Raw genomic sequence first — 21,945 nt, 5'->3', positions numbered from 1 at the left:
CCAGCATACGCGATTGGGCTGCGACGTTCCGGACAATGGCGCGCTCGGGAGCGAGTAGCTTCAAGGCCACATCATCACACTGCGCTGCCATCGCTCGCATCTCTTCCGACGTCATGGTGTCGTATTAGAGGGCGCTTCGACCGGGGCTGCATTTGCCTATGTTTCAGCCCCAAGCCGGGGATTGTGCCGGAGATTCAGCCGCGAGCTTGCGGAGGATGGATCGCAACTACAGGAAGGGACGCGCCGCTCTCATTTGGCGTGACGGCTAACTCGGAAGCAGAAGTGCGCGAGCGATTTGAATCGAGCTTGCGCCGATGGATCGAGATCATAAACGGAGAGGCCGCCAACTGAGGCGGCCTTACTCAACGACGCCTTTGATATCGGACCTTCGCCGGAACAGTTTTATTTGTCCGATCAGCGGTCGGATCAGATATTTTAGAACAAGGCCGAGACCTATGATCGACACCAGGATTGGCCAGTAGGCCAAGATCGCAAGAACGGCCAACCATTCCGGGCTGCGCTGCTCCCGCCAATACACCGACGCCGCGATGACGTGGGCCACCAATAGCGCGGCCCAAATAGCTAGCGCGACGATGACGGGCTCATCGAATGTCAACGCTTCCCACGCGGCTTCACCCGGCCCTGAAGGCGCACTTTCGCTTTCCATGGCTTGGTCGACCTCCCTCAGCTTCCAACCCCTGCGATGGCGGGCTTATTCCATCGGAATGCTAAGGGGGACGGTAGCGGAGGCTGGAACTCCGTTCACCCACGGAGAACCCCGGTAACACTTCTGCCCTGTGGAGCGAGAACACTTGGCGGATTGCAAAAGCCAGAACATCTGGCGTGCGCCTCAGTAGTCTTGCCGAGAACATCGGCCAAGTTACGGTTTTCGTTCGCTTAATCGGAATTAAGACACTCCAAGATTCAACTTGGGACACGGGGCTTAAATACGGCCAGTACCTCGGTTGACATAGGAACATAATAGGAACATAGGTTCTGTAACCTGAGGGTGTGGCGATCGCCTCATCCGCGGCGGACTTGCGTGGCCGCAGGACCAAAGACCAAGCCGCGCACCACTTGCGGATGAATTTCGACGCCTCCTATGATGGGTTGTGGCTGGGGGAGTGCGCGTCATGAGAGTTGCGATCTGGGCGGCGGCCGTTGCGGCCGCGTGGCTGTTTGCGTCTGCAACTCCGTCGAGCGCCCGCGGTCCCTACGGCTCGATCACGGTCGGCAACTGGAAGGGCGGCGCTTTCACCAACGACAAGAATGGCGCCTTCACCCATTGCTCGGCGGGCACCACCTATCAAAGCGGCATCTTCTTCATGGTGTCGATCGCCGAGAATGGCAGCTGGCGGCTCGGCTTTGCCTATGACAGCTGGCGTCTGACGCCGGGCGAGGCCTTTCCGCTGGCGCTGACCTTTGACGGCCAGCCGGCGTTCAACGTCTACGGCATGCCGCTCGGCACCCAGCTCGTGAATGTCGAGATGCCGGTGAATTCCAGCCTGATCAACCAGTTCCGCAAGGCGCGCCAGATGACGGCATTCGCGCAGGGACAATTGTTTCAGTTCAACCTCAATCAGACCGCGCAGCTGTTGCCGGCTCTGCTCAACTGCGTCGTCTCGGTGAAGAAGAACGGCGTCTCCAATGCCGGCGAGTTCGCGGTCGCGACAAAGCCTGCGGCGGCGCCGCCGCAGCAGGCTGCAGCACCCAGCGCGCCGCCGGCGAAGCAGGCGAGATCGGGGACCGGCACCGGCTTTGTGGTCAGCAGCAGCGGCCACGTCGTCACCAATCACCATGTCGTCGGCGGCTGCAGCGAGATCACGGGCAACCTGAGCGGCGAGGCGCCGGTCAAGCTGCGCCTGGTGTCCGATGACGAGACCAATGATCTCGCGTTGCTGCAGGCGCCGACCCCTTTCAAGGATGTCGTCAGCCTCAGGCAAAACCCCATCCTGGTCGGCAACGGCGTAGTGGCGATCGGTTATCCCTATCACGGATTGCTGACATCCGATTTCACGGTCACCACGGGCATTGTCTCTTCGCTGAGTGGCATCCTCAACGATACCCGTCATCTGCAGATCAGCGCCGCCGTGCAGCCGGGCAACAGCGGCGGTCCGCTGTTCGACCTTACCGGCGCGGTGGTCGGCGTGGTGGCTGCCAAACTCGACGCGGTCAGGATGGCGCGGGCGACGGGGACCATCCCGGAGAACATCAATTTCGCGATCAAGACCGGCGCGCTGCGCGATTTTCTCGACAACAGCGCGGTGGCGTACCGGACCGCCGAGTGGCGCGAGGAGATGAAGAAGGAAACCGCCGAGATTGCCAAGAATGCGCGCGGCTACACGCTGCTGATCACCTGCACGGTGAGCGAGCAGAGCGCGAACGCGAAGAAGGGCAATTGAGACCTCCGCTACGCCCTCTTCCCGTCCTTACGGCAGGGCAACTGCATCTGGCTACCGGCCACGCGTCTTTCCTTGCGACGTCCGGGCGGCCGCCGACTCCTTTGCATGGGGTTGTTTTCGATATTTTGGCAATGGGCGCCTGCCAGGTACGGGCGGAGCTCAACCGAGCCGCCGCAGAGTATGCACGGTGATCTCGGCCGGGCAATTCAGCCGCACCGGCGCGAGGCTGGTGCCGGCGCCGGCCGAGGTGTAGCCGGCAAGTTCACCGAAGCGCCAGGCGCCTCGGCCCATCCGGCGCGGCAGCCGCGCCTCGAGCTTGATCGCGATGCCGCCGGGCAGGCAGAGCTGGCCGCCATGGGTATGGCCGCTCAGCATCAGGTCGAAGCCGGCTGCCGCCGCCGCGCGGTAGGATTCCGGCGTATGTGCCAGCAGGATCGAGAATGCATCACGCGGGATCGCCGTGGCAGCCCTTGCAATGTCGTCGGTGCGGTAGAAGTGCGCGTCGTCGATCCCGGCGAGGTGGATCGTCGCGCCATCGCGCGTGATCGACTCCTGCTCATTGAACAGCATCCTGATGCCCATCGCCTCCAGCGCCGGCGTCATGCGGATGCTGTCATGATTGCCGAGGATGCCGTAGAGCGGCAGCTTGATCCGCGCGCACAGATCCCGCATCAACGCGAGGCTCGTTTCAAACGGCCCATACGTCTTGCCGCGGTAGTCGCCCGTGAGAACGCAGATATCGCAGGCGATGTCGCGCACGATGTCCATCAGATGCCGCATCGCGTCCTGGCTGATGTCGGCGTGGAGATCGCTGAGATGCAGGATGGTGAAGCCGTCGAAGGCCGCCGGCAGGCGCGCCGACGTCACCAGGTTGCGTCGCACCTCAACTTGGTCGGCGTTGCGCCGCGCGCGGCCGTGCAGGCCGGTCACCTTGAGCGCAGTCTCGATGATCCGCGGCGCCAGCTTCCAGTTCTCGACGTTGAACAGCAGCGTGCCCTGGCCGAACACCTGCTTCTCATGCGCGGCCTCGATCCCAAGCCGGCGCACGACGTGATCCGCGCCGATCCGCTCGACCAGTCCCTGCAATGCCGTGTCGGCCATCGTCCCCCGTGCGCTCCGCGATGCCAAGCGCGGACCGGCGCGACACTATCATGCGCAATCCCGGTGGGGATACCGCCGGCACTCAGACCACGGGAACCCGCTTCGCGGCGACCGCGGCCGGCGAGATCACCTCAATGTCGAGCGGTACCTGCCAGCGCTCGGTGAAGCGCACCTGCGGCGGTGCATTGCCGTTGCGCCCACCCTGCAGCACGAAGCCGTCGTAACCCGAGTTCATCACCTCATTGCACTTCTGCACATAGATCGGGAAGCCGCCGATATAGGGCATGAACACGCGGGGACGGCCCGGGATGTTGGCGCCGACATACCACGAGCTGCAGGTCGAGCGCAGCGAGACCGTGGAGACGTCGTTGACATGGGCGACCCAAGCGTCCTCGTCGTCGCGGACCGCCTCGATCGTGCCGGCGCCGATGTCGCGCATATGACTGATGCAATCCGCCAGCCAATCGACATGCTGCTCGATCGCCTGGATCATGCTGGCGAGCACCGACGGGCTGCCGGGCCCGGTGATCATGAACAGGTTCGGAAAGCCCTCGGAGGCAAGGCCGAGATAGGCACGCGGGCCCGCCCGCCATTTCTCGGCCAGCGTCTGCCCGCCGCGGCCGGTGATCGCGATCTTGTCGAACGAGCCGGTCATGGCGGCAAAGCCGGTGGCGGAGACGATCGCGTCGAACTTGTATTCGGTGCCGTCGACGACAATGCCTTCCGTCGTGAAGCGATCGATCGGCGTCGTCGACACGTCGACCAGTTTCACATGCGGCAGATTGTAGGTCTCGAAGTAATTGGTGTCGACGCAGAGCCGCTTGCAGCCGAACACGTTTCGCGGGCACAGCAGCTCGGCCGTCGCAGGATCCTTGACGATGCCGCGGATCTTCTCGCGCGCGAAATCGGCGATGGTGTCGTTGGCGGCCTTTTCGAACAGGAGATCGCCGAACGCACCGAGGAAGGGCAGGCCGCCGCGCTGCCAGGCCTCCTCATAGAGCCGCTCGCGTTCTTGCTCACTCGCCTGCAAGGCGGGCTGGGCGTTGAACTGGAAATAGAAGCCGGTCGGGCGCGCACGGGCTTTGGCACGCAGCTCCGGATAATGCGCCTTGGCTTCCCTCAGATATTCCGCCGACAGCCGCTCATTCCATGCCGGCACCGACCAGGTCGCGGTGCGCTGAAACACCGTGAGCTCGGAGGCCTGCTGCGCGATGATCGGGATCGACTGGATCGCCGACGAGCCGGTGCCGATCACGCCGACGCGCAGGCCGCTGAAGTCGACACCCTCATGCGGCCATTCGCCGGTGTGATAGATCGGCCCGCGGAAATCCGCCATGCCCGGGAAAGCCGGCCGGTTCGGCGCCGACAGGCAGCCGACCGCCATGATGCAGAACTTTGCGGTAACCCTGTCGCCGCGGTCGGTCTCGATCAGCCAGGTGCCTGCCTGCTCGTCGAAGGTCGCCGCGGTGACGCGGGTGTCGAACACGATCTGGCTGCGCAGATCGAAGCGATCGGCGACGTGATTGGCGTAGGCGAGAATTTCAGCCTGCGGAGAATATTTCTCCGACCAGCTCCAGTCCTGATCGAGTTCCTCGGAGAACGAGAAGGAATATTGCAGGCTCTCGACGTCGCAGCGCGCGCCGGGATAGCGATTCCAGTACCAGGTGCCGCCGACGCCGCCGCCGGCCTCATAGACCCGCGCGGTGAAGCCGAGTCCGCGCAGCCGATGCAGCATGTACATGCCGGCGAACCCAGCGCCGATCACCACGGCATCGAACGTTCCGGTCTCGGCAGGGCGCACAGTTTTGCGCGCGGTGCTATCCTGAGCCATGGGCCGTCTCTTCCCTATATCGTTATGTCTTGTCCGCGCCTCGTTGGACGCGGTAGGCAAAGATTAGGGCGAGGGCGGCGCGGCCCGCAAGCAAGCGTATTGCCGTCCAGCGAATAGCTCCTATGCTGTCTCTGGGAGAGGATGAGGGTAAGCGGTGATCGGGTAGTTGTTCTGTCGTGACCGTTCATCTGCCGGCAAAGATCGAGGTCCCATGAAGAAGGAAGAAGTAGAAGCTATCTTCGAGCGGGGCGATTTGGGGCCGATCGAAGACTATCTTGAGGCCGTCGCGACCGAGAAACAATTGCCTGCGGTCGCAGTCGGAATGTGCCTGATCAGAATGGAAGAAGCGGCCCCCGCGCTGCGCGCCATCGTCGCCCGGGCAGGGAACGGCGAGGAACTGTCCGACGATGAGGCCAGGCTGCTGTTCCGAGGTGTCTACATCCTCGGTGGAGCTCGTGACACGGATGTTTGCCGCGACCTGCTGCGACTGCTGCGCAGACCCGAAAGCGAACTTGATGACCTGTTGGGTGACTGCCTGACCGAAAGCATGGCGCGCATTGTCGCGGGTGTCTTTGACGGGGACGTCGACGCCTTGTTGAGTCTGGTCGTGGATCAGTCCGTCGATCAATTTGCGCGCGAGCAGGTTCTCGGCGCGGCCACCTTCCTCACATGGAATGGGATGATCGGGCGGGAGCGCATGCAGCGCCTGCTCAAAGCATTCCACGAGCAAAATCTGGCGGATGACGAGAACCATGCCTGGTACGCGTGGCAGCAGGCAATTGCCCTCCTGGGGTTGCGCGAGCTGGCGCCCTTGGCGTATCGCGCTTTCGATGACGGGCGTATACCCGATTGGATGACAGAACGCCGCGAGTTCGACGAAATGCTCGTCGATGCCGAGCAGCGACCCGAGGAAATCGCACGATTCGAGGAAGTTGGCCTCGGCTATATCAAGGATGCGGTCCAGGAAATGGAAGGGACCGACTACGGCTACAACGAGACCTTCGACGATCTGGATGCCCCCTTTGGGGACGATCTCGATACATTGTGGAGCCACACCGAACCCGTGAGGAATCCCTTGCGCCATGTCGGGCGCAACGACCCATGCCCGTGCGGCAGCGGCAAGAAATACAAGAAATGCTGTCTCGCTGACCAGCGTTGAGCTGCGGCTCCCTCGGTCTCAGCGCCGGCCAAAGCGACTGTCGTCGCTTCGGCGTAGAGAGGACCGGTCACGCTCCTGTCGTCTTCACGATCCGGATCAGCTCGTCGCCGTAGTGCTCGAGCTTCTTGTCGCCGATCCCTGCGATGTTGCGCAGCTCGCTGAGCGTGTCCGGCCGCATCGCGGCGATGCCGTCGATGGTGGAATCGTGCAGCACGACATAGGCCGGCACGCCGCGCTGGCGCGCGACATCCGAGCGCCAGGCGCGCAACGCCGCATGCAACGCGGGATTTGCGACGCCACCCGGGCTGTCGGCCGCTGGCACAAGCTCGCCGCGGCGCGACTTGCCGCGGACCGCGCGGTTGCGCGCGCCTTCCGGCTGCTCGCGCAGCATCACCGCGGTCTCGCCCTTCAGCACGCCGCGGGCGCTGTCGGTCAGAACAAGCGCGCCGAAGGCATCGCTGTCGGCGCGCAGATGGCCCATCGCCACCAGCTGGCGCAGCACCGCGCGCCATTGCTTCTCGTTGAGCTCGCGGCCGATGCCGAACACCGACAGCTGGTCGTGGTTGAACTGCTTGACCCGTTCGGTGAGCCGCCCGACTAGCACGTCGATCAGGTGCATGGCGCCGAAACGTTGCCCGGTGCGGTAGGCGCAGGACAGCAGCTTTTGTGCGAGCACCTTGCCGTCGCGGACGCGCGGCGGCGTCAGGCAGTTGTCGCAATTGCCGCAGCTTTCTTCTGCGCGGCTCTCGCCGAAATAGCCGAGCAGGCGCTGCCGGCGGCAATGCACCGTTTCAGCCAGCGCAACCAGCGCGTCGAGCTTGCCGACCGAGACGCGCTTGAAGGCATCGGAGCCGGTCGATTCATCGATCATGCGGCGCTGTTGCACGATGTCGGACAGGCCATAGGCCATCCATGCCGCCGACGGCTTGCCGTCGCGGCCGGCACGCCCGGTCTCCTGGTAGTAGGCTTCGATGCTCTTCGGCAGATCGAGATGCGCGACGAAGCGTACGTCGGGCTTGTCGATCCCCATGCCGAAGGCGATCGTGGCGACGATCACGAGCCCGTCCTCGTTGAGGAAGCGGTCCTGGTGCCGGGCGCGCACGCCGGCATCGAGCCCGGCATGATAGGGCAGTGCCGGAATGCCGGCCTCGCTGAGCGCCGCCGCGACGTCCTCGACCTTGGCGCGGGACAGGCAATAGACCACGCCGGCGTCGCCGGCATGCCGCTCCTTGATGAAATTCTTCAGCTGCGTGGTCGCATTCTGCTTGTCGACGATCTCGTAGCGGATATTGGGCCGGTCGAAGCTCGCGACGAATTGCGGCGCGTCGGTAAGCTGCAGCCGCTCGGCGATCTCCCTTCGGGTCAGCGCGTCCGCGGTCGCGGTCAGCGCGATGCGCGGCACCTTGGGGAAGCGCTCGGCGAGTGCGGACAGGCCGATATATTCCGGGCGGAAGTCATGGCCCCATTGCGAGACGCAATGCGCCTCGTCGATCGCAAACAGCGCGATCTGCGCCTGGCCGAGCAGATTGAGGCAGCGCGGCGTCAGCAGCCGCTCCGGCGCCACATAGAGCAGGTCGAGATCGCCGGCGAGCAGCCGCCGCTCGACCTCGGAGGCTTCCTCATAGGACAGCGTCGAGTTCAGCACCGCGGCGTTGACGCCGGCTTCAGTGAGGCCCGCGACCTGGTCGCGCATCAGCGCGATCAAAGGTGATACCACGATGCCGCAGCCGTCGCGCAGCAGCGACGGCAATTGGTAGCACAGCGACTTGCCGCCGCCGGTCGGCATCAGCACCAGGCAATTGCCGCCATCGGTGACGTGACGGATGATGTTTTCCTGCGCGCCGCGGAAGCCCGACAGGCCGAACACGGAACTGAGCACGGACAGCGCATCGCGAGACGGGGCGGAGGCGCGATCGAGGGCGGGCTGGGCGGTCATGATCCCTTGCGCGATCCCTTTGGGATTTTCCAGGATTCCTTGAGGTCAACAGGCGGTGATCGAGGTCTTCTGGCCGAACGATACCGGAATGAAAGGTGTTAATACACGTCCCAACAACAAACTCAATTCAGCATGACTGGTCAGCTGCGGATCATCACAGGCATTGCCGCGATCGTGCTGGTCGCGGGCGCGGCGGCGGCCTTTGCCGTCGCCTGGCGGCCGCAGATTGCCGCGATTGCGCCGCCGCGGGCCGATACCTTCGACCCTGATGTGGTCAAACGCGGCCGCGAACTCGCCGCGATCGGCAATTGCAACACCTGCCATACCGTGCAGGGCGGCGCGACTTATGCCGGCGGGCTCCCGGTTCCAACGCCGTTCGGCATCGTCTTCTCATCCAACATCACGCCGGATGCCGAAACCGGCATCGGGCGCTGGCCGGAGGAGGCGTTCGTCCGCGCGATGCGCTCCGGCGTCGCCCGCGATGGCCAGCATCTCTACCCGACCTTTCCCTATGACCATTTCACCAACGTCTCGGATGCGGACGACCGGGCGCTGTATGCGTTCCTGATGACGCGACAGCCGGTCCGCGCGTCGCCGCCGGCGAATCAGCTTTCGTTTCCGTTGAACTATCGACCTCTGATTGCAGGGTGGAAGCTGCTGTATCTGCGCAGCGGCGATGCCCCTCAGGACTCGGCGAAGGGCGCGGAATGGAACCGCGGCGCCTATCTGGTGGAGGGGCTCGCGCATTGCGGCGCCTGCCACACGCCGCGCAACGCGCTCGGCGCCGAGCGTGTCAATGCGCAGTTCGCGGGCGGCGAGGTCGACAATTGGCACGCCTACGCGCTGAACGACACCTCGCACGCCCCGGTGCGCTGGACCGCCGACGCGCTCTACGCCTATTTGCGCCACGGCTGGCAGGCCGATCATGGCACCGCGCGCGGGCCGATGGCCGCCGTGATCGGCAATCTGGCGACGGTGCCCGACAGCGACGTGCGGGCCATCTCCGTGTACATGGCCGATATCTCGGGCGCGCCGGCGCCGGATCGCAAACGGCCGGCCGACGTCGTCGCACAATCGTCTTCCGATGATGCGGCACAGACCCATGCGGCCGGCGCAGCGATCTATGCCGCGGCGTGTGCCTCCTGCCATGAGGGCGACCGCGCGCTGCCCTATGGCGGCGTCAATCTCGCGCTCAGCACGGCGATCGCAAGCCCCGACCCGCGCAATCTCCTCAATATCGTGCTGTCGGGCGTCGGCGCCGTCGAAGGCGAGCGCAGCCCGATCATGCCGGGCTTCGCCGGCAGCATCGATGATACGCAGATGGTCGCGCTCACGGCCTATCTGCGCGAGCGGTTCGGCAAGCGGCCGGCGTGGGCCAATCTCGACAAGGCGGTGCGCGATGCGCGGGCGGTGCAGGCCACGTCGCTTGCGGCGCGCGACACGCCAGCGGAATCCAGACAGCGAGGCAAGCCATGATGACATTGAAGGTCAATGGCAGGGATCATCAGGTCGATGCGGAGCCGGATACGCCGTTGCTCTATGTGCTGCGCAATGATCTGGCGCTCAATGCCGCCAAGTTCGGCTGCGGGCTCGGGCAATGTGGCTCCTGCACGGTGATCGTCGACGGCAAGGCGGTGCTGTCCTGCGTCACGCCGCTGGTCCTGGTCGAGGGCAAGCAGGTGACGACGCTCGAAGGGCTCGGCACCGTGGCTGCGCCGGCGCCGATCCAGCGCGCCTTCATGGAGGAGCAGGCGGCGCAGTGTGGCTACTGCATCGCCGGGATGATGATGCGCGCGCAGGCGCTGCTGATGCGCAACCCGAAGCCATCGGATGCGCAGATCCGCGCCGAGCTGGAGCCCAATCTCTGCCGCTGCGGCACCCATATGCGCATCCTGCGCGCGGTGCACCGCGCCGCCAGGTTGATGGATACGGCCGACGCCGCAAGCGACAGGAGCGTCCGATGACCGCGCCGGTAATTCTCGATCGCCGCAGCGTGCTGGCCGGCGGCGGTGCGCTGATTGTCAGCTTCTCGCTGCGCCATGCGGTGGCGCAGGAGCAGAAGGCTGCGCAGGGCCCGGCGTTGCCGGGCAGCCTGGCCAAAACGCCCAATCTGGATTCCTGGATCCGTATCGATGCCAATGGCCAGGTCACGGCCTTCACGGGCAAGGCCGAACTCGGCCAGGGATTCCGCACCGCGTTCCAGCAGATTGCGGCCGAGCAGCTCGATATTCCCTTCGATGCGCTGAAGGTGATCACCGCCGACACCAAACTCACGGCGAACGAGGGCTACACGTCCGGCAGTCATTCGATGCAGGACAGCGGCACGGCGATCCTGCATGCCGCGGCGCAGGCGCGCATGTTGCTGGTGGCCGAGGCGGCAAAGCGTTTCGGCTTGCCGCCCGACGGCTTGCGAACCGAGAATGCGGCCGTCATCGCTCCCGATGGCCGGCGTCTGGGCTATGGCGAGCTTGTCGCCGCGGACATGTTGCACGTCCAGGCGCAACCGACATCGAGCCTGAAGGATCCGGCGAGCTTCAAGGTGATGGGCCAGCCGGTGCCACGCGTCGATATTCCGGCCAAGGTCACGGGCGGCGCCGCCTATGTGCAGGACATGCGGCTTCCCGGCATGGTGCATGCGCGCGTGGTGCGCCCGCCGAGCTACGGCGCGCAGCTCGTGGAATGCGACACGGCCGCGATCGAGAAAATGCCCGGCGTGATTCAAATCGTGCGCGACGGCAACTTCCTGGCCGTGGTGGCGGAGAAGGAATTTTCGGCGGTCAAGGCCATGCACGCGCTGGCCGCCGCGGCGAAGTGGCGGGAGAGCGCGAAGCTGCCGAACCAGCACGATCTGGCCAACGTGCTGACCACGCTGCCCTCTCAGGATTTCGCGATCTTGCAGCGTAGCGATCCCACGGTGAGCGGCGCGCGGTCGCTCGAAGCGACCTATGCGCGGCCTTACCAGTCGCACGCCTCGATCGGGCCGTCCTGCGCGGTCGCGCAATTCGTCGACGGCGCGATAACGGTGTGGACGCACACGCAGGGCGTCTATCCCGACCGGCAGGCGATCGCCGAGATGCTCGGCATGACGCCCGCCAGCGTCCGCCTGATCCATGTCGAAGGCTCCGGCTGTTACGGCCACAATGGCGCCGACGATGCCGCGGCCGACGCCGCGCTGATCGCCCGGGTGCTGCCAGGGCGCCCAATTCGGGTGCAGTGGATGCGCGAGCAGGAGCACGGCTGGGAGCCGTATGGTCCGGCGATGGTGACAAAATTGAGCGCGTCACTCACGGCCGACGGCAAGATCGCCGACTGGAATTTCGCGGTGTGGAGCAACACCCATTCGATGCGGCCGGGCGGCGCCGGCGCGCTGCTTGCGGCCCAGCACATGGCGCGATCATTCGCGGTGCCCGCACCAAAGCCGTTGCCGTTGCCGGAAGGTGGCGGCGATCGCAACGCGATTCCGATCTACAATTTTCCGAACGCGCATGTGATGCATCACTTCATCCCCGCGATGCCGCTGCGGATCTCCGCGATGCGCGCGCTCGGCGCCTATCACAACGTGTTCTCGACCGAGAGCTTCATGGATGAACTGGCCGCTCTCGCCGGCGCCGATCCGGTCGAGTTTCGGCTCAGGCATCTCGACGATCAGCGCGGCCGCGCGGTGGTCGAGAAGGCCGCGGAGGAATTCGGCTGGACGCGCGGACAGCAGCCGCCGCGAAATCGCGGCTACGGCTTCGCTTTCGCGCGCTACAAGAATCTCGCCGCCTATTGCGCCATTGCATCCGAGGTCGAGGTCGATCGCGAAACCGGGCGGGCCCGGCTGGTGCGCGCGGTCGCCGCCGTCGACGCCGGCCAGGTCGTCAATCCGGACGGCATCACCAACCAGATCGAGGGCGCGATCGTGCAGTCGACCAGCTGGACGCTCTATGAAAGCGTCACCTTCGACGAGACAAGGATCACCAGCATCGACTGGCAGACCTACCCGATCCTGCGCTTCAATGCGGTGCCCGACAGTATCGCCGTCCACATCATCAACCGCCCCGGCCAGCCATTCCTCGGCAGCGGCGAGACCGGGCAGGGCCCGGCCGCCGCCTCGCTCGCCAATGCCATCGCGCATGCAACCGGCAAGCGGCTGCGCGAGCTGCCGCTCAGCCGCAAACGGATCAAGGACGCGATCGACGCGTAATGCGGTCAAGCCGTTGCAGCAGGGGGAGCCGGGGGCGGCGTCATCGGCTCGACGTTGTAGGTCATCGGCATATTGATCGGCTTGTAGGCCGGATCCTTCTCCATGCGCTCCAACACCGAGGCATGGATGGTCGCGCCGTCCGCAATCGGCCGCGGCTCGCCGCGCGGCAGATAGAAGCCGAGGAAGGATTTCCGCTCCGACCATTCCTTCCATTTGTCGCTCTTCGGAATCCATTCCAGGATTTCCCAGGCGGCGGTCAGCGAGTTGTGCAGCGGAGCGGTCGCGCTCGGCGGCACATATTCGTGCTTGTGCGGCGGCAACGGCATCCCCCAGGCGAGATGATCGATCAGCGCCTGATCCATGTGCAGCCCGGCTGCCTTGGCCTGCTCGAGCATCCAGATCAGCGGAAACTTCGACGGCCCGCTCTGGTCTTCCGGATAGCCGCCGCCGACGTCGGAGTGCACGCCGGCAAACCAGACCTGGCGGATGTCCTGCTCCACCTCCGTTGCCGGATCGAATGGATCCGAGCGAAATTTCTGCGGCTCGATCCAGCGATTGAGTCGGAACATGCGCCTGCGCTCGTCGATCGAGATCGCCTGGCGGAACCGTTTGACGCTGGAATTGGTGCGGGTGAACAGCAGCGTCTGCAAGTCGAACAGGAAATTGTCCTGTCGCGGCACGATGATCGAGGCCACGGTGTCCCAGACCCCGACGAACTCGATATCGATGTTGCGGCCGCCGGCAATCTGGCTGAAATGCCAGGCCTCCTTCAACGGAGCATAGTCGAACGAGCCGTCGGACTTCTGGGCGTCGGAGCTGGCTTTCTTGTAGGTGCCGAAGGCGTAGCTCGCGAGGTCGAGCTGGTCGACGGGCAGCAGGCCCATCACATGGACGAAGGCCGCGAGCACGCGCACCGTGTAGGCACCGCGGCTGAAGCCGAACATCCAGACCCGGTCACCGGGCTCCCAGGTTCGGCACAGGAACAGGTAGGCGCCGAGCGTGTCCTGGTCGAGACCGGCGCCGAAGGCCAGCCCGAACAAGCCGCGCATCTGCTGCTTGAAGCGGCCCCAGGCGTTTTGCAGGCCGATGGTGCCGAGGCCGGGATGATAGTAGATTCGCTGCCGGTCATTCTTGTCGGCGACGCGGAACAGCTTCAGCACGTTGGAAATATTGTCACCGATCTCGTTGCCGGTGCCGTCGCAGCAAATCACAATATCCTTCGGCATCCGTTGCCCTCGCGGCCGCCGTGAAAATTCGCAGCCTCTATGTACGGCAGAATGCGGTGAAAATTCAATCTCCAATTGAAGACGGTTCTGTGGCGGCGGCGTGACCGCCGGTGGTGCCGGGTAGCGAAGCGCGATGCGCGCCGGCGTTGCCTGCCGTTGGCTTTCGAATTCAATCTCGCCACAGCCGGCCAAAGCTGCGCCAAGGACGGCATCGCTTCAGCTCGCCGATGCCCGGCCGTGACGGAGTGTCCGTGAGAGACCCAATTGCGTTCGCGATGCTTTGGGCCAGCCGCCAATGGCGCTCTCAAAATTCAATTGCAACACTTCGGAAAAGATGGAAATCTGCTCGTCGATCATTGCCATATGCGTCGACATTTTCTCCCTTTCAGGGACTCCGCGGTGCACGCGATCATCTTTCCTGCGGCTTCCCGCAGCTTCCTCAGCAGTAACAGGAACAGGTCGGCATGAGCCCTCAAGCTCTCGTGACGGCCATTCTCTTGGGACTTGTGGTGGTGGCGTTCGGGCTGTTCTGGTGGGTCGGCAGCTATTCCGATCGCGTGTTCGCAAGCAGGTTCCGCACCCGCTTTCCGGAGAAGACGCTGAGCTACACCGGCGACCAGCTCGGCGAGCTGGTGCAGTCCGATCTGCGGATGAAATATGTCTTTCCGATCCTGTTTCCGCTCGACCTGATCGTCATGCTGGCGCTGGCGGGTGCGATGGGGGCGGCGTCATCGCACTGGCTCAGCCGGATCTACCCGTCCGCTGCGTGGCTCGGCCTGGTCGTGCCGGCGGTGTACCTGCTCAGCGACCTGATCGAGGATTGTCTCCTGGTATGGCTGCTGCTGCACGGCGACCCGCATGCGGCGGCGCGGTCTGTCTCGATCCTGAAGGCGATCACGACGATCAAGCTGGTCGGCATCTTCGCCTCGATCGCTCTGACATTGGCTGCGTTCGTCGGGTGGCTGTTCCACGGCGAGTCGCTTGCCATCTAAGTGCGGCGGGCGGCCTATTGATAGGTCGCGACGATATCCGACACGGCACGCTCGAGCTGCTGCGCGGTCGCGCACTGCCGCAACACGCTGCAGAAGGTCGCGTAGCGCGGCATCTCGGAATCGCCAAAACCCCAGACCATGCGGCCCTCGGGATTGAGCCAGACCAGCCGTTTGGAGCGCTCGCCGATCCGGCGCAGGATGTCGGCGCGCGGATCGAGGTTGTTGCTGCGGGCGTCGCCGAGCACGATCACCGTGGTCTGCGGCGTGATCGCGCTCATCCAATTGTCCTCGAAATCGGCGAAGGAATTGCCATAGTCGGATGAGCCGAAGCCGACCTTGGACATGATCTCCTTCATCGCCTCTTCCGGCGATTTCGATTCCAGGATGTCGCTGACCTCGATCAGGTGGCCCGAGAAGGCGAACGAGCGGACGTCGTCCACCACTTCGTGCAGGCTGTGGATCAGGAGCAGGAAGAAGTCCGAGACGCGGGCGACCGAGCCCGAGACGTCGCATAGCGCGACGATCTTCGGCCGGTCGCGATGCTTGCGCTTCCACGCTGTGAGGAAGGGGACGCCGCCCCAGGCTGCGTTGCGGCGTAGCGTGCGGCGGACGTCGAGATGACCGCGGCGCTGGCGCTTGCGCGGCTTGGAATAGCGCTCGCGCAGCCGGCGCGCGATCTGGCGGATCAGCGCGCGCATCTGCTCGACCTGCCGCGGCTCGATCCGCGCCAGCGGCGCGTTGCGCAGGATCTCGTTGCGCAGATTCTCCGCTTCCTCGCGCCCGTAGAGCAGCAGGGCCTGCGAGACCGCATCGCGAACGGTGCCGCGCAAGCCGTTGAGCGCCTCCTGCAGCCGTTCGGCGAGCGCGGGATTGCGCGTGGTCTGGTCGTCGATGTCGTCGCGCAGGCGCTGGATCCCCATCGCATCGAGGATGCGGGTCTGGAAGATGCCGCGCTGGGTGAAGTAGCGGATATCCGGCAGCGAGGCGGCGCCGGAGGCGTTGGCGATCGCGCTCGATATCGCGGAGCGATCCTGCGACAGCAGCATCTGCGCCAGCGGCCCGACGTTCTCGCTGGCGGCGCCGCCCGACGCATCGCCATGCTCGTCGGCCGATGGGTTGGCACCGGATTCGCTGCCGTCGTCGGTCTTGCTCTGCTCGGCGTTCTCCTGCTGCGGCTCGGGCTGGCTGAAGAACAGGTCGAAGCATTCGCCGAGCGCGCGCTTCTCGTCCTGGGTCTTGGCCAGCGTCAGCAGGAAGGTGTCGCGCAGGATGTCGCGATCGGCAAAGCCGACCTGGGCGACCGCCCGCATCGCATCGATGCTTTCGGCGGGCGAGACCCGGACCCCGGCTCCCCGCGCCGCACGAAAGAAGCGATGCAGGTTCTCGCGCATCTTGGTTTAGCTGAACACGCCCTGGCGCGACGCCTTGGCGATGAAGGACGAAATCTGCGGTGTCGCGGCCTCGATATCGGCCTCGTATTTCAGGAGCACGTTGAGCGTGTCCTTGACGATCTCGTGGTCGAGCTCGCTGGCCTGCAGCAGCACCAGCACGCGCGCCCAGTCGATCGCCTCGCTGACCGAGGGCAGCTTCTTCAGGTCGAGCGAGCGGATCTCGTGGATGAAGCCGACCATCTGCTTGCGCAGCGTCTGCGAGATGCCGGGCACCCGGCTCTCGACGATGCGCTCCTCCAGCTTCTGTTCGGGGAAGCCGATGTGCAGATGCAGACAACGCCGCTTCAAGGCATCGCCAAGATCGCGCTCGCTGTTCGAGGTCAGGATCACGGTCGGCGGCGCCACTGCGGAGACGGTCCCGAGCTCGGGGATCGTGACCTGGAAGTCCGAGAGGATTTCCAGCAGCAGCGATTCGAATTCGGCATCCGACTTGTCGATTTCGTCAATCAGGAGCACGCAGCCGGCCGGCTGCTCCAGCGCCTGCAACAGCGGCCGCGGCTCGACGAATTCCTTGGAGAAGAACACATCGCCGAAGGTGTGGAGCTGGTCGAGCGCAGCCGCCAGCGACTGTGCGCCGCCGAGCACCTCGCCGAGCTTGTCCTTCAGGATCTGGGTGTAGAGCAGCTGCTTGGCGTATTTCCACTCATACAGCGCCTTGGCCTCGTCGAGGCCCTCATAGCATTGCAGGCGGATCATCTTCATGCCGCGCCATGCGGCGATCGCCTTCGCCAGCTCGGTCTTGCCGACGCCGGCAGGGCCCTCGACCAGGATCGGCTTCTCGATCTGCTGCGACAGATAGACCGCGGTCGCGATCTGCCGGCTCGCAATATAGCCTTGCGCGGCGAGGCCGCTTTCCACGGCCTCGATCGAGGCGGTGGGCCTGGTGTCAGCCACGAGGATCAGCTCCGAATTTGCCTTGAACTCGGACCTGTTCTGCGCCCGTTGCGGACAAAGCACAAGGCTCGTTTGGCCCGCATAGCGCATGGTTCCGGGGTATTCCGCCAAGCGCAATACGGGCTACGCTTGTTAGCGTGTAGTTCGAACCTCCCCTTGAAAAGGGGAGGTCGCTTTGCTCGCCAGAGCAAAGCGGGTGGGGATCTACTCTCTCCATCAACGCCGGCGTCTGCGGCTGACCCCCATCCCGACCTTCCCCCTTTCAGGGGGAAGGAGAAGAATCTCGTAGCCCGGCTACCGTCAACCCGCGCAGCTCTTCACGAAATCCTTGCGCTGCGGGCCCGTGATCTTTTGGTCGATGGCCTGCTTCAGGCAGTCGAGCCGCGCCTGCGCCATGCAGAGCTGCATCTGGTCGTGCCGCTCCTGACCCTTCAGCGCCTTCGCCGCGCTCTGGCAGGCCGCGCGCTTCGCGCCGGGCACGGGCGCCGCTGTCGACGCGCTCTGTTGCGCGGGAGCTGCCACCGGCGCTGTTGTGGGGGCTGATGTTGTCTGCGCGAGCGCTGCGACCGGGATCAGCAGCGAACCAGCGGAGACAAGGGCGACGACAAGACGTTTCATGGGAAGTGCCTCCGCGAGGCATGATCCGGAGAAGTGGACGTCGGTTTTCCGGAACGTCATGCTCAGACCAGGAAAGGGGTCACGATGCGATCGCGCCGTGACCCGGGGGGAGGCCGACAATTAGAAGCCGCCGCGTGAATGCGGCATGAACAGGCGCGTAGCCCGCTTCACCTCAGCGTGAGGCCGGTCGCGGCTTCAAGCTCGCCGATCGCCTGCGCGGCATTCGCGACCTTGATCGTGGTCATGCCCATCTCGCGCGCCGGCTTCAAATTGACGCCGAGATCGTCGAGATAGACGCAGTTCTTCGGGTTCACCTGCAGCGTCTCCACCATCATCTGGTAGATCCGTGGGTCGGGCTTGCGCAGGCCGATCTTCGCGGACTCGATGACGTGATCGAACAGCGCCATCACCTCGGCGACGTAGAGCGTGCGTCCGCTGCGGCTGCCGATCGCGTTCGCCGGCAGGTTGTTGGTGATGCAGCCGGCCTTGAATTTCGCCTTGATGCGCTTCAGCGCCTCGACCATCTCGGGGCGCAGGTCGCCGGAGAGCAGCGGCAGCACGTCCTTGCCGCGCACCTCGGCGCCGAGCGCCTTCGATTCCGTGGCGAACAGCGCGTCGAACGCGTCGATATCGATCTCGGCGCGCTCGAACTTGGCCCAGGCGTTCTCGAGATGATTGGCGGCGTTGGTGCGGCGGATGATGTCGATCGGCAGGCCGCGCTCGGTCTCATAGCGCGCGAACGCCTCGAACGGCGAGGTGGTCAACACGCCGCCGAAATCCCAGATCACTGCCTCGATCATGCTTTCCTGCCCAATGATGCGTTGCTTGAGGAGCGGCTAACACGGATCGCAGACCGGGACCAGCCCGATCCGGCGCTTGTTCGGTGCTCGTTCGGTGCTTGGCGACCCGCGCGGAGCGGGCTATTGCTTCGCCGATGAAGACATCCCGCCTGATCCTCGCCGTTCTCGTGTCGCTGGTCTGCCCTCCGGCTTTCGCCATCGTCGGCGGCGGCGCGCCGTCGACGGATGGCGTTGCGCGCTCCGTCGTCACGATCGTCGGCTCGCGCGGCAATTTCTGCACCGGTGCGCTGATCGCGCCGAAGGTCGTGCTGACCGCGGCGCATTGCGTGCAGCCCGGTGCCGATTACAAGATTGTCGAATATGGCGCGGACAGGCAGCCGAAGCTGCAGGACGTCAGGACGGTTGCGATCCATCCCGGCTTTCGGATGCAGGCGATGACCAATCATGTCGCGACCGCCGATGTCGCGCTGCTGCAGCTCGCGGCGCCGGCCGCAGGCAAGGCGCCGGCCGCGCTCGGCATGCCAAACATTCCGATCCAGGTCGGCGGCCGCTTCACCATCGCGGGCGTCGGCGTCACCGTGCGTGGTGACGGCAAGAGCGGCGGCGCCACCCGCGTCGCCGGCCTGATCGCGAGCGGCAAGCCGGGCACGTTGCAGATCCGTCTCGTCGATCCGGTCGGGCAGGGCGTGCGCGACGGGCTCGGGGCCTGCACCGGCGATTCCGGCGCGCCGGTGTTCGAGGACAAGCAGGGCGGTCCCGCAATCGTCGGCGTGGTGAGTTGGTCGACGGGACCGAACGGCGCCGCCGGCTGCGGCGGCATCACCGGCGTGACGCCGCTGACACTCTATCGCGACTGGGTGATGCAGACCGCGCGGCAATGGGGCGCGAGCTTTTAGCCCAAGATGCATGCTTCGGACAGACCGCACACTCGCAGTTCCGTCATCCTGAGGCTCGCTTCGCTCGCACCTCCAGCGACAAAGGCGAAGCCTTTGCGCGGGGATGACGGTGATGAATTTGCGATGAACCCTAATGCCCCGCGGCCTTGTTCGCGGCGGCGTTGTTCAGCACGATCAGGCCGTCGACGGCGACGCCGAGCTTGCTGTTGATCAGGAACGGGTTGACGTCGATCGAGGCAATGCGGCCATTGGCGTCGGCCATCAGGTTGGAGAGCCCGACCAGCGCCTTCACTGCCGACGGCTCGTGCAGCGCGGGCTTGCCGCGATAGCCCTTCATCTTGACCCCGGCCTTGGTCCTGGCGATCAGCTCCTTCGCCTCGGCGGCGTCGAGCGGCGCGCCGGCGAGCGCGACGTCCTTCATCAGCTCGATGTCGACGCCGCCGGTGCCGAACAGCACGACGGGGCCCATCTCGGCGTCGAGCGAGGCGCCGACCACGAGCTCGAGGTCGGCCTTGACCTGCTGCGCAATCAGGATGCCCTCGAGCTTCGGCTTGCCCTTCAGCTTCTTCACCCGCGCGGTGATGTCGTTGAAGGCTTTCTTCACCTCGGCCGCATTGGCAAGGTTCAGCACCACGCCGCCGATATCGGATTTGTGCAGGATGTCGGGGCTGACCACCTTGGCGACCACCGGGAAGCCGATTTGCTTGGCGATCTTCACGGCCTCCGCCGCGGTCTGCGCGACCTCTTCCTTCGAGATCGGGATGCCATAGGCCTTGAGCAGCTTCTTCGAGGCAACCTCGTCGAGCGCGGCGGCGCCGTTGGCGGCCTTCAGCGTCTTCTCCAGCACCGCGCGCGCAGATGCCGTCGAGCTCGACGCGATATCGGGCACTTCCTTGCGCAGGCCGGCATATTCGATCAGCGACTTGATCGCGCCGACCGCGCGGTCAAGGCCCTGCATGACCGCGATATCGGGCAGCGACTTGCGCAGCCCCTTGGTGAATTCGGTGAAGCCGATCGACATCGCGCTGATATAGATCACCGGCTTGTTGGCCTGGCCCGCCATCTCGTTGACGATGCGCAGATTGCGCTCGCGCAGCTCGTGCGGCGCCTTCGGCAGCTCGGCATCGATGATGACGATATCGGTGTCGGGATCGTCGATCATGATCTTGATCGACTTCATGTAGACGGAGGGATCGACCACCGCCGCGAAGCCGGCGTCGAGCGGATTGCCGACGATGCTGCCGGGGCCAAGCATCTTCGCCAGCTGCTCCGAGGCGTTCGGACTCAGCGGCGCGAAGTTCAGCCCGGCGGAATAGAACGCGTCGATCAGGAGCCCGCGCTTGCCGCCCGACAGCGACACCGCCGCGAGGCGGTTGCCCTTCGGCGGATCGGCATGGACGAAGCACTCGGTGGTTTCGATCAGTTCATCCAGCCCACGCACCCGGATCACGCCTTCGCGGGTCGAGATCGCATCGAAGGTCTCGATCGAGCCGGCGAGCGCGCCGGTATGCGCCATCGCCGCCGCGCGGCCGCCTTCGGAGGCGCCGAGCTTGAGCGCGATCACCGGCTTGCCGGCGGCGCGCGCGGCCTTGCAGGCATCGCGGAATACCTTCGTATTCCTGACGCCTTCGAGATAGACCACGATGACACGGATGCTCGGATCGGCGGCGAAATAGCTCATCAGGTCCGGGGTCTCGAGGCCGGATTCATTGCCGGTCGTGACCATGTAGCCGACGCCGACCCCACGATCCTCCAGCGCCTGGCGGATCGCCATCACGATCGCGCCGGATTGGCCGGCGATCGCCACCGCGCCCTGCTCCATGGTGACGATGCGGTCGTCGATATTGGTGAACAGGTTCTCGCCGGCGCTGAGATTGCCGAGGCAATTCGGACCGGTGACCGCAAGCCCGGTCTCCTTGATCGCCTGCTTCAGCTCGACCGCGAGGCGCTGGCTCTCTTCATCCTGCAATTCGCTGAAGCCGGAGGTGACGATGGTCGCCGAGCGCGCGCCGGCCGCCGCCGCATCGCGGATCACCTGCACCGCAAACCGGGCCGGCACCAGCACCAGCACATGGTCGGGTTTTTCGGGAAGGCTAGCGAAGTCCTTGTAGCAGGTGACGCCCCAGATCGCTTCGCGCTTGGCGTTGATCGGATAGAGGCCGCCGGCATATCCGTATTTAACCAGATTGTTCCAGATCCGTTCGGCGTAATTGCCGGGCTTGTCGGTGGCACCGACCAGCACGATGTTGCGCGGATGCAGCATCGCGTGGATGCTCTTGACGATATCACTGGCGTCAGCGGGCGGCGCCCATTCGTGGGACACATGAGACGCGGTGCTTGCGAAAGCTTCCATGGAGCCTGCCCTTATCCTTGTTGTCTTTGTTTCCTCTGGCCACGGCGGATCACCGTGAGGCGCGCGATTTTTCATTGTTTTTATGGCGAGGGAAAGGGGG

17 protein-coding genes are annotated in these 21,945 nt (G+C 64.9%); 7 read left to right on the top strand and 10 right to left on the bottom strand.

Annotation, left to right across the window (positions count from 1 at the left end; genetic code table 11):
* Positions 1–358 precede the first annotated feature (358 nt).
* On the bottom strand, positions 359–667 hold the full coding sequence (locus ACVMIH_RS25420; protein ID WP_229193518.1) for a hypothetical protein: 309 nt from the start codon (positions 665–667) through the stop codon (positions 359–361).
* Between the two features lie 466 nt (positions 668–1,133).
* On the opposite strand from ACVMIH_RS25420, the gene ACVMIH_RS25415 reads away from it, so the two are divergent.
* A complete protein-coding gene (locus tag ACVMIH_RS25415; RefSeq protein ID WP_456863789.1) occupies positions 1,134–2,402 on the top strand; it encodes a S1C family serine protease in 1,269 nt (422 codons plus the stop codon).
* Between the two features lie 159 nt (positions 2,403–2,561).
* On the opposite strand, the gene ACVMIH_RS25410 is transcribed toward ACVMIH_RS25415, so the two are convergent.
* Both ACVMIH_RS25410 and ACVMIH_RS25405 read right to left on the bottom strand, forming a co-directional pair.
* Entirely contained in the window at positions 2,562–3,503 is a 942-nt protein-coding gene (locus ACVMIH_RS25410) for a metallophosphoesterase (protein ID WP_456863785.1), read from the bottom strand.
* A gap of 82 nt (positions 3,504–3,585) precedes the next feature.
* The gene (locus ACVMIH_RS25405) at positions 3,586–5,334 is read right to left on the bottom strand and encodes a flavin-containing monooxygenase (protein WP_456863782.1); all 1,749 of its coding nucleotides are present in this window, start codon (positions 5,332–5,334) and stop codon (positions 3,586–3,588) included.
* 211 nt (positions 5,335–5,545) lie between these two features.
* Between ACVMIH_RS25405 and ACVMIH_RS25400 the strand changes: the two genes are divergently transcribed.
* Positions 5,546–6,493: a DUF1186 domain-containing protein gene (locus ACVMIH_RS25400; protein ID WP_456863779.1), complete on the top strand. Its 948-nt coding sequence runs from the start codon at positions 5,546–5,548 to the stop codon at positions 6,491–6,493.
* A gap of 67 nt (positions 6,494–6,560) precedes the next feature.
* On the opposite strand, the gene recQ is transcribed toward ACVMIH_RS25400, so the two are convergent.
* The gene (recQ, locus tag ACVMIH_RS25395; protein WP_456815159.1) at positions 6,561–8,429 is read right to left on the bottom strand and encodes a DNA helicase RecQ; all 1,869 of its coding nucleotides are present in this window, start codon (positions 8,427–8,429) and stop codon (positions 6,561–6,563) included.
* A gap of 132 nt (positions 8,430–8,561) precedes the next feature.
* Between recQ and ACVMIH_RS25390 the strand changes: the two genes are divergently transcribed.
* Genes ACVMIH_RS25390 through ACVMIH_RS25380 form a run of 3 tightly spaced genes read left to right on the top strand, consistent with a single transcriptional unit; the run spans position 8,562 to position 12,615 of the window.
* Entirely contained in the window at positions 8,562–9,905 is a 1,344-nt protein-coding gene (locus tag ACVMIH_RS25390) for a c-type cytochrome (protein WP_456863776.1), read from the top strand.
* A complete protein-coding gene (locus tag ACVMIH_RS25385) occupies positions 9,902–10,393 on the top strand; it encodes a (2Fe-2S)-binding protein (RefSeq protein ID WP_076834854.1) in 492 nt (163 codons plus the stop codon). Before ACVMIH_RS25390 ends, ACVMIH_RS25385 begins: the two co-directional genes overlap by 4 nt.
* Positions 10,390–12,615 carry a molybdopterin cofactor-binding domain-containing protein gene (locus ACVMIH_RS25380; protein ID WP_456863773.1) on the top strand — a complete coding sequence of 742 codons (2,226 nt, stop codon included), beginning with the start codon at positions 10,390–10,392 and terminating at the stop codon, positions 12,613–12,615. Before ACVMIH_RS25385 ends, ACVMIH_RS25380 begins: the two co-directional genes overlap by 4 nt.
* A 5-nt stretch (positions 12,616–12,620) precedes the next feature.
* Here ACVMIH_RS25380 and ACVMIH_RS25375 read toward each other — a convergent pair whose 3' ends face one another.
* Positions 12,621–13,841 carry a DUF2235 domain-containing protein gene (locus ACVMIH_RS25375; RefSeq protein WP_057021189.1) on the bottom strand — a complete coding sequence of 407 codons (1,221 nt, stop codon included), beginning with the start codon at positions 13,839–13,841 and terminating at the stop codon, positions 12,621–12,623.
* Between the two features lie 464 nt (positions 13,842–14,305).
* Here ACVMIH_RS25375 and ACVMIH_RS25370 point away from each other — a divergent pair, with 464 nt between their 5' ends.
* The gene (locus ACVMIH_RS25370; RefSeq protein ID WP_210262845.1) at positions 14,306–14,833 is read left to right on the top strand and encodes a hypothetical protein; all 528 of its coding nucleotides are present in this window, start codon (positions 14,306–14,308) and stop codon (positions 14,831–14,833) included.
* 14 nt (positions 14,834–14,847) lie between these two features.
* Here the strand turns inward: ACVMIH_RS25370 and ACVMIH_RS25365 are convergent, their stop codons facing one another.
* The 4 genes from ACVMIH_RS25365 to ACVMIH_RS25350 all read right to left on the bottom strand — a co-directional run bounded on the left by ACVMIH_RS25365 (position 14,848) and on the right by ACVMIH_RS25350 (position 18,596).
* Positions 14,848–16,224, bottom strand: coding sequence for a vWA domain-containing protein (locus ACVMIH_RS25365; protein ID WP_057021191.1), 1,377 nt, complete (start codon positions 16,222–16,224; stop codon positions 14,848–14,850).
* A gap of 6 nt (positions 16,225–16,230) precedes the next feature.
* Positions 16,231–17,178: an AAA family ATPase gene (locus ACVMIH_RS25360; RefSeq protein ID WP_021078095.1), complete on the bottom strand. Its 948-nt coding sequence runs from the start codon at positions 17,176–17,178 to the stop codon at positions 16,231–16,233.
* A gap of 300 nt (positions 17,179–17,478) precedes the next feature.
* Positions 17,479–17,796 carry a hypothetical protein gene (locus ACVMIH_RS25355; protein WP_063790201.1) on the bottom strand — a complete coding sequence of 106 codons (318 nt, stop codon included), beginning with the start codon at positions 17,794–17,796 and terminating at the stop codon, positions 17,479–17,481.
* Between the two features lie 167 nt (positions 17,797–17,963).
* Entirely contained in the window at positions 17,964–18,596 is a 633-nt protein-coding gene (locus ACVMIH_RS25350) for an HAD-IA family hydrolase (RefSeq protein ID WP_057021192.1), read from the bottom strand.
* Positions 18,597–18,730: 134 nt separating this feature from the next.
* Between ACVMIH_RS25350 and ACVMIH_RS25345 the strand changes: the two genes are divergently transcribed.
* Positions 18,731–19,492, top strand: a complete 762-nt coding sequence (locus ACVMIH_RS25345) for a S1 family peptidase (protein ID WP_057021193.1) — start codon at positions 18,731–18,733, stop codon at positions 19,490–19,492.
* Between the two features lie 130 nt (positions 19,493–19,622).
* Here the strand turns inward: ACVMIH_RS25345 and ACVMIH_RS25340 are convergent, their stop codons facing one another.
* On the bottom strand, positions 19,623–21,845 hold the full coding sequence (locus ACVMIH_RS25340; protein ID WP_229191108.1) for an acetate--CoA ligase family protein: 2,223 nt from the start codon (positions 21,843–21,845) through the stop codon (positions 19,623–19,625).
* Positions 21,846–21,945 lie beyond the last annotated feature (100 nt).

This window comes from Bradyrhizobium sp. USDA 4503 (assembly GCF_054055815.1).
Note: the sequence above shows the minus strand (reverse complement) of the source record. Positions and strands in the feature narration are given on the sequence as shown.

Bases quoted from the DNA above. Each gene is read 5' to 3' on its own strand.
- ACVMIH_RS25370 (WP_210262845.1), top strand. From the start codon at position 14,306: ATGAGCCCTCAAGCTCTCGTGACGGCCATTCTCTTGGGACTTGTGGTG.
- ACVMIH_RS25365 (WP_057021191.1), bottom strand. From the start codon at position 16,224: ATGCGCGAGAACCTGCATCGCTTCTTTCGTGCGGCGCGGGGAGCCGGG.
- ACVMIH_RS25340 (WP_229191108.1), bottom strand. From the start codon at position 21,845: ATGGAAGCTTTCGCAAGCACCGCGTCTCATGTGTCCCACGAATGGGCG.
- ACVMIH_RS25345 (WP_057021193.1), top strand. From the start codon at position 18,731: ATGAAGACATCCCGCCTGATCCTCGCCGTTCTCGTGTCGCTGGTCTGC.
- ACVMIH_RS25375 (WP_057021189.1), bottom strand. From the start codon at position 13,841: ATGCCGAAGGATATTGTGATTTGCTGCGACGGCACCGGCAACGAGATC.
- ACVMIH_RS25420 (WP_229193518.1), bottom strand. From the start codon at position 667: ATGGAAAGCGAAAGTGCGCCTTCAGGGCCGGGTGAAGCCGCGTGGGAA.
- ACVMIH_RS25355 (WP_063790201.1), bottom strand. From the start codon at position 17,796: ATGAAACGTCTTGTCGTCGCCCTTGTCTCCGCTGGTTCGCTGCTGATC.
- ACVMIH_RS25405 (WP_456863782.1), bottom strand. From the start codon at position 5,334: ATGGCTCAGGATAGCACCGCGCGCAAAACTGTGCGCCCTGCCGAGACC.
- ACVMIH_RS25350 (WP_057021192.1), bottom strand. From the start codon at position 18,596: ATGATCGAGGCAGTGATCTGGGATTTCGGCGGCGTGTTGACCACCTCG.
- ACVMIH_RS25380 (WP_456863773.1), top strand. From the start codon at position 10,390: ATGACCGCGCCGGTAATTCTCGATCGCCGCAGCGTGCTGGCCGGCGGC.
- ACVMIH_RS25410 (WP_456863785.1), bottom strand. From the start codon at position 3,503: ATGGCCGACACGGCATTGCAGGGACTGGTCGAGCGGATCGGCGCGGAT.
- ACVMIH_RS25390 (WP_456863776.1), top strand. From the start codon at position 8,562: ATGACTGGTCAGCTGCGGATCATCACAGGCATTGCCGCGATCGTGCTG.
- recQ (WP_456815159.1), bottom strand. From the start codon at position 8,429: ATGACCGCCCAGCCCGCCCTCGATCGCGCCTCCGCCCCGTCTCGCGAT.
- ACVMIH_RS25415 (WP_456863789.1), top strand. From the start codon at position 1,134: ATGAGAGTTGCGATCTGGGCGGCGGCCGTTGCGGCCGCGTGGCTGTTT.
- ACVMIH_RS25400 (WP_456863779.1), top strand. From the start codon at position 5,546: ATGAAGAAGGAAGAAGTAGAAGCTATCTTCGAGCGGGGCGATTTGGGG.
- ACVMIH_RS25385 (WP_076834854.1), top strand. From the start codon at position 9,902: ATGATGACATTGAAGGTCAATGGCAGGGATCATCAGGTCGATGCGGAG.